Consider the following 10,589-nt stretch of genomic DNA (forward strand, 5'->3'; position numbering starts at 1 on the left):
ATCTGCTGGATTTTCCTATGTTGTTTACGCATTGTAAATGTAAATACCCCAAACTTATTACACAACTCACGTAGAAAATCATGCTGCTTGTTTTAGTGTTTTATACTCAATCGGTGTCATGTTATTTAATGCCTCATGCGGTCTTTCGGTGTTATAAATCGTTAACCATTCTTCAGTTATTCTCCTTGCTTGCGCTAAGTTGTTAAAAAGATATAAATCGAGTACTTCAGTACGATAGGTACGATTAAATCGTTCAATATAGCCATTTTGATAAGGGCTACCGGGTTCTATCACTCATAAAATCCATTGACCAACATTCACCTTGTTTATTGGGGACTAATAACCTTTCCGGACATCGTGGAGGAATGCGTTTTTTACGCTTTACCCTGAGATTAAGCTTTAATTCACAATACACCCGATATACCCGTTTATGATTCCATTGATAGCCGAGCTTTCTGATACGATTAAAACATTTAGGAAAGCCCCAGCGTAAATGCCGGTCTGTGATAGTATTCAACACCGAAATAATCACGGAATCATCCTGAAACTTAGGTTGGTAATAGTAAGCACAACGGCTTAAACCAACAATGGCACAACTCATAGCAATAGTAACTGAATGATTTTGTTGTAGTTGCTGCGCCCACGTTTTACGTACCTTTGTTGGCACTAAAGCTTTTTTATGATTTCTTCCTGAAGCTGGAATTTTAAGCTCAGTTCGGCAAACATCTGCTTAAGCTTGCGGTTTTCATCCTCAAGCTCCTTTAAGCGTTTGATATCCGACGTTTCCATTCCGCCGTATTTTTCTCGCCATTTATAGAAAGTTGAATTATCCATGCCATATGTACGGCACAACTCTTTAACGGGTACACCTGCCTCTGCTTCTTTTAAAATAGCGACGATTTGATGTTCAGTCATTTTTTTCATAATTAAATCCCCTTTTACTTTTATCATAGAGAATTTTCTACTTTTTGGCTGTGCTATTTTAGGGGATAGTTACAACTGAAGAATGGTTAACGATTTATAACACCGAAAGACCGCATGAGGCATTAAATAACATGACACCGATTGAGTATAAAACACTAAAACAAGCAGCATGATTTTCTACGTGAGTTGTGTACTAAGTTTGGGGTATTTACAATTAGTCACATCACCAGCCATTAATACAATAGAGAAAATGATTCCTGATGCGATAATTACAGGTAAAAATTTGCTAATACCGGTATTTAATGCTCTAAATATTTCAGTTCCAATGCTATCTTTAACAACTTTTGTTGACATTATTTCGACATTATCAAAAATATGGGCAGTATTTTTAACCGCTTCACCCGTACTAACTTTAATAATGTTTTTATACGGTTCAAGCCTATCGGCATTTTCAATTGAAATATCAGAGGCTAATATAATGACATCAGCCAGTTTAAGATCTTGTTCTGTTAATGAATTTTCAATACCTGCCGCACCTTGAGTTTCAACTTTATAATCCCAGCCACGCTTCTTCGCTTCATTTTCAATTTTTTGTTTAGCAATATAAGTATGTGCCATGCCTGCTGTACAAGCACAAATTGCAACAATCTTCTTTTTATTCATATAGACCTCGAATCTTATTTGCTACAGATTGAATATCAATTTTAAGTAAATCTTGAATAAAATCATCATCAGCTAGATTGGATGCTAATTTAGCAATAATGACTAAGTGTTCTTTATTAGCATTTTCTGGTGCACCAATCAAAATGACTAATTTTACTTTGTTGCCATTATTCCAAATAATGCCATCGATATATTTTCCAACAACTATAAAGGGCATTTTAACCGCAATGCTTTTAGCGTGAGGTAAAGCGACATCTGGCAACACATCCGTTTCCATTTCTTGTTCATGAATCATTACATCTTCAAAAAAGGTTTTGACATCAGTTAAATATGCTTGGCTAGTTTCAGCCATTAAATTAATCACTGCTGATTTTTGATTGACAATATCACGAGTTAAATCAACCGATAAAACAGGAATGGATAACATAGATAGATCCTCTTTTTGATAATAGGTTTCCGCAATGGCTTAGTTTTCGCTCTATACTGTAAATTTAATATACAATAATTTATATACACTCACATGGATTTTGCCTAGCAAATATTAGATATCGATCACAAATATGAAAATTGAAACTTAAGCTTTAACCAAGCAATTTGAATTTAATTAACCTAAAATAACTAGTGACATGGTTTAAAGCTTATAATCTACACGCTTTAATAATTTTTACTAAAAATTAGCTTGCATAATTATTATAATGTGGCAGAATTCCTTGCCGCTTTCAGCGGGTAAAAAGGCAAAACTATACTTAGTAGTTTTTTATTGTTTTTTGGGACAGAGGAGTAAAGTTAATCATGTCCGCAATAAAAATGAAACGAGTTTTAACCACACCTGCATTAATTGCATTTGGTTTAGCTTATATGGTTCCTTTGGGGATCTTTACCACTTATGGGGAAGTCACTGTTGCCAGCAATGGACACTTACCTATAGCCTATATCATTACCCTTGCAATGATCTTTTTTACAGCCTTGAGCTATTGCCGAATGGCAAATAAATTGCCCATTGCTGGTTCTGCTTATTCCTATGTACAACGTACTTTTGGTGGAAAAGTTGGATTTTTGGTGGGTTGGGCACAAATTCTTGATTATTTGTTTTTACCAATATTAAATTATTTGGTACTTGGTATTTATCTTAACGAAGCGTTTCCAAGCATTCCCGCCCATGTATTTGTACTGGCATCATTGCTTAGTGTTAGTTTTTTAAATTACCTAGGGATTAAATTAATTAATTCAGTAAATTTCACCTTAATTATCGTACAAATGATATTTATTGGGTTATTTATCTTTTTAACATTGACTAATATTAATTTAACGCCAGAAGCAATGATAAAACCTTTACAAGTCAATGCTGGTGATTTTAGCGGCTTGATGTCAGGAGCAGCAATATTATGCCTTGCTTTCTTAGGCTTTGACGCCATTGCCACTTTAGCTGAAGAGTCTAATGATGCACAAAAATCGCTACCAAGAGCCATTATATGGACAGTTCTTATTGCTGGTTGCATATTCTTAATTGTTTCGTATTGTGCGCATTTAGCTTATCCTGAATGGACTGATTTTATAGATAATAAAGATACTGCAAGTTTAGATGTCGTTCGCCGTGTTGGTGATATGAGCCAACTAGGTGGAAACTTTATGTATAACTTCTTTCAAGCGGCCTATTTAACTGGTGTTTTCGCCTCAGCAATGACAGCACAAACCAGTGTCTCTAGAATTTTTTATGCAATGGGGCGTGAAGGTGTGTTACCAAAACAGATCTTTTATAGAATTCATCCACGTTTTAGAACGCCTTATTTATCAATTATCTTTGTTGCTTGTTTTTCATTACTATCATTAGTATTAGAGCTTAGTTTAGTTGTTTCTATGATTAGTTTTGGCGCTTTAGTTGCATTTACTTTTGTTAATTTGTGTGTAATTAAAAGCTATTTAAGTGACATCAAGACAAAAACAGCCGCTGTACTATTTAAATATGGGTTATTACCAAGTATTGGAGTTCTACTTTCTTTGTGGTTATGGACAAGCCTTGATGCTACAGCTATGATTGTTGGATTAGTTTGGTTAGCTATCGGGTTTATTTATTTAATTTATCTAACCCGAGGTTTTACTAAATTATTACCATCAATTGATCCTAATGAATTGAATTCAATCATTAAAGATTAATTTAATCTTTTTAAATAGGTCTACTTAAAAGTTTAGTTACGTCTTTTTTAAAAATGATTCCGTCGACTAAAGTCGACGGAATAATGAAGTATTTGGTATTAACCTGATTAACTCAGTTAATTACTCACCAAAACCAGTAGCAAATAATTCACGAATTTCATCCATTGCTGCTTGTTCATCTTCACCATCACAAATGATTTCAATGGTTGAGCCACCTTTAACACCAGCACCAAGTAATCCCATCATACTTTTCAATTTAATTGCTTTGTCATTATAAACAAGTTCAATTGATGATTTATAGCGACCGGCTAATTTAACGAGTGTTGTAACTGGGCGAGCATGTAAGCCCGTTGAATTTTTAACTACCATTTGCTCTTTTAGCATAATAAAGTCCTTATTTCTATCTTAATGTTAATACAATACTTGTATTTATATCATAAATTAAACTGTTTTGCTCTTTTTTTACGTGTATATTTTTTAATTTATCTAAACTGCTTGGTTATCTACAGTTAACATAAGGTTATACCCAAAAATAGCGCATAACGTGAAAAAAGATAGGTGCAGTAAAACAGACAGAATCAAGACGATCAAGCACACCACCATGACCACCGATTAGCTTTCCCCAATCTTTTACACCTCTATCACGCTTAATGGCTGACATAACTAATCCCCCTAGAAAGCCTAGTAACGTAAGCATAAGTGAAATTAAACCAGCTTGTATAAAGCTAAAAGGGGTTATCCAAAATAAGCAAGCACCTAGTAAGCTTGCTGATAATATTCCACCAATAAATCCTTCCATAGTTTTAGATGGTGATAAATTCGGGCTAATTTTGCGTTTGCCAAACAATTTACCAAATACATATTGCAATACATCAGAAAGTTCAACAACTAATACTAAATAAGCAATTAACAAAAGGTTACGATCTTGATAATTATCAATAGGTAATGTTAATAGTGCTGGTACGCAAGAAATACTATAAACCGTAATCATTACCCCCCATTGCACTTCAGCGGTTCGTGCTAAAAAATTATCTGTTGAGCCAGTTATTGTTGCCAATATCGCTAATAATAAAAAACCATAAACAGGAATAAAAATACTAAACAATCCATACCATGATATAGCCACTAAAATATATTGCACGGGTAAAGCGATACAATAAGCAAATATCAAGACATAAAAATCATAACGATTAACAGGAGTTAAACTGAGAAATTCGCGTAATGCAATGCCAGATGCGACAAAGAATAAAAAAATAACAGCTAATTTTCCTATTAAAAAAGCCATACCAATAATTGCCACCATTACCCACCATGCATTGATGCGAGTATTCAGGTTATCGATGACTTTATTAGGGCTATTCAGCCGTTTTTTTAATAACCAACCAATAATAGAAGCCATCACAAGTAAAATACCGATACCAATAAACAATAATAAAGTATCTTTTTGATAATTAGACATTGTTGTTTTCCTTTATTACTTGTTTAATATGACGGTACATTTTAGCTAAACGCTTGTTAACATAATTAGATAAGGCCACTAACCCATGCGCCTATTAACAACATGATTTGTATTACTAGCGCAATAATTTGTTGTTTAAATAGCTTTAAGGTTCCTTGTTGGCGCTCGGTAATAGTTCGTGTTGCTAATGGCTTAGATTTAATTAAATGAAAGTCCATTAATGCATTATCTAAATCAATAAGTGTATTGATTAAGCATTCATTGCTGGTAGCTAAATAATCAAATAACTTTTTGTCAAATTTGATCCGTAATGCATAATAAATACCAACTATTCCCATAATAAAGGCCAGAAAATAAAAAATAGTTGGTAATAAACTGCTATTAATCATTCCACTTGTTATCAACGCAAAAAGTAAGGCGGTAATGGTTAATAGTAACGAAAATATACCGATAGGTAAACTGATAGAGAGTATACTGCAAAATGTCACCAACGATGTTTGACTAACTTTTGCTGTTTTTGTTGTTATTCCTGCATCATCATGATTTAACATATTTATTTTCTTCTTGTTATTTTTGAATACCAATTCAACAAAATTAATTGTTGTTTAGCCGTAATAACCACGCTATGACGATATAATTTTACTGTAGCTATAGCCTCATTTAAGCTGGTTACTCTTTGGGTCATTAATAACCAAGCAATAATAGCCGTAGCACTGCGTGAATACCCCAACGCACAACAGACTAATAATTTGCCCTGCTTATGATACTTTTCAATAGTTTCGGCCGCTTGTTGACACTCTTCAATGGTAAGTGGTGTCATATCCAATACTGGAATCAATTTATAATGGCCATTAAATTGGGCTATTGGTAATTCAGCACAAAGATCTACAATCGAAGTAAACTGATTGGCTTGTAATGTCTTATTAGACGGTATACGACCTAAATAAACATTATCAATAATCAAATCCGTTGGATTATTTTCAAATGTCCATAATCGTGAATTAACCCACATAATAATAAAATAAGGCAAGTATAAAATAGTAACAGCTAAATTAAAGTGGCCATTAGTCTGTTTTTGAAATCCTGCTGCGCCAAATAATAAATAATTGAGGGAAACCAATAAAAATGCACCTGAAACCCATAATAACCATAATGCCCAAGAAAAAAAGTAGATAGCAGAACAAAACGACAATAAAAACAGTAAAAAATAGGCGCTACCCCACACATATTGTTTAGGTAATTGATCGTTTGTTATTGGCGATAAATGATTGTCTGGCCATAACCAAACACAAAAGCACCCTACCCAAAGCCCAGTTGGGATGTCAAAGAAATGATGTTGCCAAGTGGTTAATACTGATAAACCGATCAATAAACACCAAATATGCAAAATATAGCGCCATATTCCTCGAAAATAACGGGCGTAAAATTGCCATAAAATAACCAATAAGGGAATATGAAGCGATGGTGCTTGATTAAAAGGTTTATCAAATCCCATTAAAATATCAAATAATAGCCCCGATAATCCATCTAATACAGGGCGCTCAAAAGAATACTTTAGCGGAAAGATCAAAAAGCAAGCTATGCAAATAATCTGAGCAGATAAAAGACGAAAACAGAGAATTTTTAGTGTTCGATAAGAACTAGCCAGCAAAATTGCAAGCCCATACATACAGTCTATCGACCAATAAGGTATGATAGACCAAGGCCATAAAGGAATTGATCTTTCCCATTCAAAAACGATACTTCCGACATCGTTACGTGTAGAAGTAAACCAGTTTGCAAAATTATAGCTAGTAAAAAAGAACATGGTCAAACTTATTAACCATATTAATTTATAAGTAATCAGCTTATTAAACCGCCATGTTACGCTAGTCATGACTAATTATTTCATTCGTTGTGCAAGTGATACAGTAAAAATGCCCCATTGATCAATACGCATGGTTATTTTTCTAAAACCAGCCGATGCAACCAATTGATCCATTTCCAGTTGCGTACGCCTGCGCATAATCCATGGCTTTCCATCTCGATGAGATGTTAAAGCTCTTGCAATAAACTCTAGCTGTGGATGCCATGGCTGATTGGTATAAATTAAATATCCTCCTTCAGGAATAGACTTAGCGAGCCCAGCTAAAGAATCACGTAATATCTGATTATCACTAAATAGCTCATATAATCCCGAAACCACAGCTAATGTGGGATTAGGTGACAATTGGGCTAATTGCTGTCGATTAAAGGCGTCTCCTTTTTCAAAACGCGCTATAGCCGTTAAGCCTTTTTCTTCTATTAATGCTCTGCCTTTTTGTACATTAATATCGCTGTAATCTCGTAATAATACAGAATTAGGTTTGTTGGCAATTTGATTAACCGTTTCTAAAATATAACGCCCGTGCCCTGCTGCTATATCAACAATATTCACAGAATGGTTCTGTTCGTGTAATTTATTGATAGCTAATTTTAATAGTTCTTCAAGATGTTCTTTACGTTGCCGAATGCCTCGCCAACCAATCGATTGAAGATAGATATAATCAAAAAAACGTCCTAATTTTGATGTTCCAGATGGTTCATTACGATAAACATAATCAAGTGTGCTGCCCGAATCAAATCCAGTATCAAATCCTAATTTGATCCCGTCTGAGAGTTTGCTAGCATATTTTAAATTAGCTTTAATAAATCGCCAATATAAAGGCTTAATCCAACCTGATGGCGGCAATATTAAATTATCAGCCTCTTGCCTTGTGTATCCCATTAAATCAGCATTGGTTAATAATGGCACGCATGGTTGATTAGCAAAACAACCAATAATAAATCGTCTTGCATAATCAATTGCTAATTTACGATCTTTTTCACCAAAAGTATCATGATAAAACCCAGGTAATATATGAAATTCTTTTTGTTCTGTACCTAAATTATTGTAAAACAGTTTTTGTTGTTTACGCTTAACGACATAATCTGAACCAGAAACTAATAACTGTGTTGGTACCGTTATCGCATTTGCATCTTTAACAATGCGATCGGACACTGCATATAAATCCAAAAGTAAGCGTACTGATATTGGTCGTGTTATTAATGGATCTTCTGTGAAAGATTGTGCTCGCTCAGCATCATGTGTCAGCAATTTAGGTTTTACATAACTATTAACAAAAAAGTTACCTTTCAAGTTATACAGTAATTTTAAACCTGGCACAGCTAATGGTACATATAATTTTATGTCAAAAGCTGGCGAACCAAGTACTAAAGCACGAATATTTGGCACATAATCATGTACCCATGCTGAAGCGATAACCGCCCCCACACTTTGGGCTATAATAGCAATATCTTCTTGGCATATATCATACTCATGCATAATATGCTCAATAAAACAGTTTGCATCTTTAATTAAAGTCGCAAAATTAGGAGCATCACCACGTTCACCCTCGGATTGCCCATTACCTCTCGCATCCCAAGCAAAAATCTGATAATCGGATAGATTTAACTCATCAGCTAGATGAGCAACTCGACCAGAGTGTTCATGACCACGATGAAAAAGAACAATTGCTCTCGAAGGTTTAGCATTGCTGTCACTATCAACTGCTGGCCAATAACGGTAAAATAATTGACAGCCATCATGGCTAATAAATGTTTTTTCTTGCTGTTCACGCATAACTTATACCTTGTTATTTTTTGATTCTTGTAATCCCTTTCTGACTCTATTAATCACAGTAATTAATAGCAAAAAGGTAATAAGCAACAATAGTATATTGAGCCAATCAAGTGGCAATAAATAGGTAGCAATCCCCAAACTAATTAGACTAAACGCAAAAGCACGATCACTTTTACCCATTGGTCCATCATAACGTCGTGAACAACCAACCATCAGACCTAACACGCCAACATACTCCGTTAAAAATGATAACAAAACAATGGCTATCACCAAACTGGTTTCGACTTGATTTATTTGTGTAAAGATTAATAGCAACGCACAATCCGAAACCACATCACACATCTCATTCAAATAAGCCCCTAAATTTGATTTTTGGTTATATTCTCTTGCTAACATACCGTCAATAGCATTAAGCGCCATACGGATAAACATCCATATTGGAATAAGACCAAAAATCCATTGATAAGCAGCAAATCGACCAACAATAAAAGCGATTAAAATTGATCCAAAACCCGCCATTAGTGTTACCTGATTAGCGGTTATATTGGCACTATAAAGATAATCGGCATAAGGTCGAAGAAATGCTTGGAATTTAGGTTTTAATTGATAAATCGACAACACGACTAATCCTTATTATAAATGCATAACTACGATTAATTTTTATAAACTATACCATAATATTGTGACTATATAATGATTAATTCAATTTAGCCATATGGGCTTTAATGAACTAATCATACTTTCAGTTTATTTTTAATAATCTAATCAAATAGCTAAATCCCCTTTTCTAATCCTTGCTTAGCGATAGCTATCACATTTTTTAAATCAACACCTTGCGCTTTGGCAGCAAAAATGCAACCACAATAACATTGCCGATATACATCATACTCTTTGCAAAGTTCAACCGAACGCTTATAACCATTATTCTTTTTAAAATCAGAAGGAAGATAATTTACTGAAAAAAGCTCTTGAATTTCAAATCCAAGATCATTAATTTTTTGACTATTTTTTTTAGGGCTAAGCGTTAATGCACTAGCAAAATAATCGAACCCCAATTCTTGGGCTTTAATCGCTGCTAAGTCTAAACGCATTTTGTAACAAATATGACAACGCTCGCCACCTTCTGGAGCATCACGTAAATGGCTAACTTTCTTAATAAATTCCGCTGGCTGGTAAGGTGCTTCTAAAAATTGCACATTATTACCTGTTTTTTGATTAAAATCAGCAATAAATTTTTGTTGAACCATACTACGATGCTCATATTCAATTCGAGGATGAATATTTGAATTTGCAAAATAAATGGTAATATCCGCATACTGGGCTAAATACTCTAAAACATAGGTACTACAAGGTGCACAGCAACTATGAATCAATAATTTAGGCCGCACCGATTTAGATTGCCAATGAGCTATCACCTCTTTTAATACAGAATCGTAATTTACTTTATTATGTGGATTTAATTTTTCTAGAATATTTTTAGCATTGATTAACATGAGGACTCTTTTATTTATTATTTTGATGAATAAAGTCTTTATGGCGCGCTATGATATAGATATATATGCTGCGACACAAGATCAATACTTAAATCTTCATATTGAAATGTATAATTTACTTAAAAGATTTTGCTAAAAAACAAATTAATTGATATGACCACAAATAATTTAATTTAAAAAAATTGCAATAATAGATCATTTGTAAATAACCAAATGGTATAGAAAACTGAATATTTTTTACAAAATATAATAAAAA

Annotated in this window: 11 protein-coding genes and 1 pseudogene; 2 read left to right on the top strand and 10 right to left on the bottom strand. The window is 33.8% G+C overall.

What is annotated here, in order from left to right; all coding sequences use genetic code 11:
* Positions 1-78 precede the first annotated feature (78 nt).
* Positions 79-924 (bottom strand): annotated as a pseudogene (locus tag A9G42_RS13295) (integrase core domain-containing protein).
* Between the two features lie 65 nt (positions 925-989).
* On the opposite strand from A9G42_RS13295, the gene A9G42_RS14720 reads away from it, so the two are divergent.
* A complete protein-coding gene (locus tag A9G42_RS14720) occupies positions 990-1,097 on the top strand; it encodes an integrase core domain-containing protein (protein WP_081303672.1) in 108 nt (35 codons plus the stop codon).
* A 4-nt stretch (positions 1,098-1,101) separates the two neighbouring features.
* Here A9G42_RS14720 and A9G42_RS05800 read toward each other — a convergent pair whose 3' ends face one another.
* The gene (locus A9G42_RS05800; protein ID WP_065652911.1) at positions 1,102-1,587 is read right to left on the bottom strand and encodes a PTS fructose transporter subunit IIB; all 486 of its coding nucleotides are present in this window, start codon (positions 1,585-1,587) and stop codon (positions 1,102-1,104) included.
* Positions 1,580-2,014 carry a PTS sugar transporter subunit IIA gene (locus A9G42_RS05805; protein WP_065652912.1) on the bottom strand — a complete coding sequence of 145 codons (435 nt, stop codon included), beginning with the start codon at positions 2,012-2,014 and terminating at the stop codon, positions 1,580-1,582. Before A9G42_RS05805 ends, A9G42_RS05800 begins: the two co-directional genes overlap by 8 nt.
* 365 nt (positions 2,015-2,379) lie before the next feature.
* On the opposite strand from A9G42_RS05805, the gene A9G42_RS05810 reads away from it, so the two are divergent.
* A complete protein-coding gene (locus A9G42_RS05810; RefSeq protein WP_065642980.1) occupies positions 2,380-3,741 on the top strand; it encodes an APC family permease in 1,362 nt (453 codons plus the stop codon).
* Positions 3,742-3,861: 120 nt separating this feature from the next.
* Here the strand turns inward: A9G42_RS05810 and A9G42_RS05815 are convergent, their stop codons facing one another.
* The 7 genes from A9G42_RS05815 to A9G42_RS05845 all read right to left on the bottom strand — a co-directional run bounded on the left by A9G42_RS05815 (position 3,862) and on the right by A9G42_RS05845 (position 10,333).
* Positions 3,862-4,125, bottom strand: coding sequence for an HPr family phosphocarrier protein (locus A9G42_RS05815; RefSeq protein WP_065652913.1), 264 nt, complete (start codon positions 4,123-4,125; stop codon positions 3,862-3,864).
* 136 nt (positions 4,126-4,261) lie between these two features.
* Positions 4,262-5,200 (bottom strand): phosphatidate cytidylyltransferase, encoded by a 939-nt coding sequence (locus A9G42_RS05820; RefSeq protein WP_065652914.1) that lies wholly within the window; start codon positions 5,198-5,200, stop codon positions 4,262-4,264.
* Between the two features lie 65 nt (positions 5,201-5,265).
* Entirely contained in the window at positions 5,266-5,751 is a 486-nt protein-coding gene (locus A9G42_RS05825) for a hypothetical protein (RefSeq protein WP_065652915.1), read from the bottom strand.
* Positions 5,752-5,753: 2 nt separating this feature from the next.
* Complete coding sequence (locus A9G42_RS05830; RefSeq protein WP_065652916.1) at positions 5,754-7,076, bottom strand: phosphatase PAP2/dual specificity phosphatase family protein; 1,323 nt, start codon at positions 7,074-7,076, stop codon at positions 5,754-5,756.
* Positions 7,077-7,082: 6 nt separating this feature from the next.
* Complete coding sequence (locus tag A9G42_RS05835) at positions 7,083-8,840, bottom strand: bifunctional alpha/beta hydrolase/class I SAM-dependent methyltransferase (protein WP_065652917.1); 1,758 nt, start codon at positions 8,838-8,840, stop codon at positions 7,083-7,085.
* 3 nt (positions 8,841-8,843) lie between these two features.
* Positions 8,844-9,461, bottom strand: coding sequence for a CDP-alcohol phosphatidyltransferase family protein (locus A9G42_RS05840; RefSeq protein WP_065652918.1), 618 nt, complete (start codon positions 9,459-9,461; stop codon positions 8,844-8,846).
* A gap of 152 nt (positions 9,462-9,613) precedes the next feature.
* A complete protein-coding gene (locus A9G42_RS05845; RefSeq protein WP_065587958.1) occupies positions 9,614-10,333 on the bottom strand; it encodes an epoxyqueuosine reductase QueH in 720 nt (239 codons plus the stop codon).
* Between the last annotated feature and the right edge of the window lie 256 nt (positions 10,334-10,589).

The organism is Gilliamella sp. Nev6-6 (assembly GCF_001690605.1).
GTDB classification, from domain to species: Bacteria; Pseudomonadota; Gammaproteobacteria; order Enterobacterales; family Orbaceae; genus Gilliamella; species Gilliamella apicola_C.